The organism is Burkholderia sp. BCC1644 (assembly GCF_902833225.1).
GTDB lineage: Bacteria > Pseudomonadota > Gammaproteobacteria > Burkholderiales > Burkholderiaceae > Burkholderia.
On record NZ_CADFEI010000084.1, the window covers coordinates 1 to 313 of the forward strand.

Genomic DNA, 313 nt, shown 5'->3' on the forward strand with positions numbered 1-313 from the left:
GTATCGGCTGTCGTTCTTTAACAATCTGGAAGAAGTAAGTAATTTGGATAGCGGAAGCGTCTTGAGATGGACGTGAAAACTATCCGGGTTGTGATTGTATCGATGTATCTCAAGATGATTCGAACTCTATGTTTGACTCAATTGGAATACGGCACAACGCGAGAACTCAACCTGTAGCGACTGTCGATGAGACAGACTCGTTATAGGGTCAAGCGAACAAGTGCATGTGGTGGATGCCTTGGCGATCACAGGCGATGAAGGACGCGGTAGCCTGCGAAAAGCTACGGGGAGCTGGCAAACAAGCTTTGATCCG

The 313-nt window shown here is 47.9% G+C and carries 1 rRNA gene; it reads left to right on the forward strand.

The window, feature by feature from the left end:
• Positions 1-206 precede the first annotated feature (206 nt).
• A 23S ribosomal RNA gene (locus HWX87_RS37830) occupies positions 207-313 on the forward strand; the annotation flags it as partial.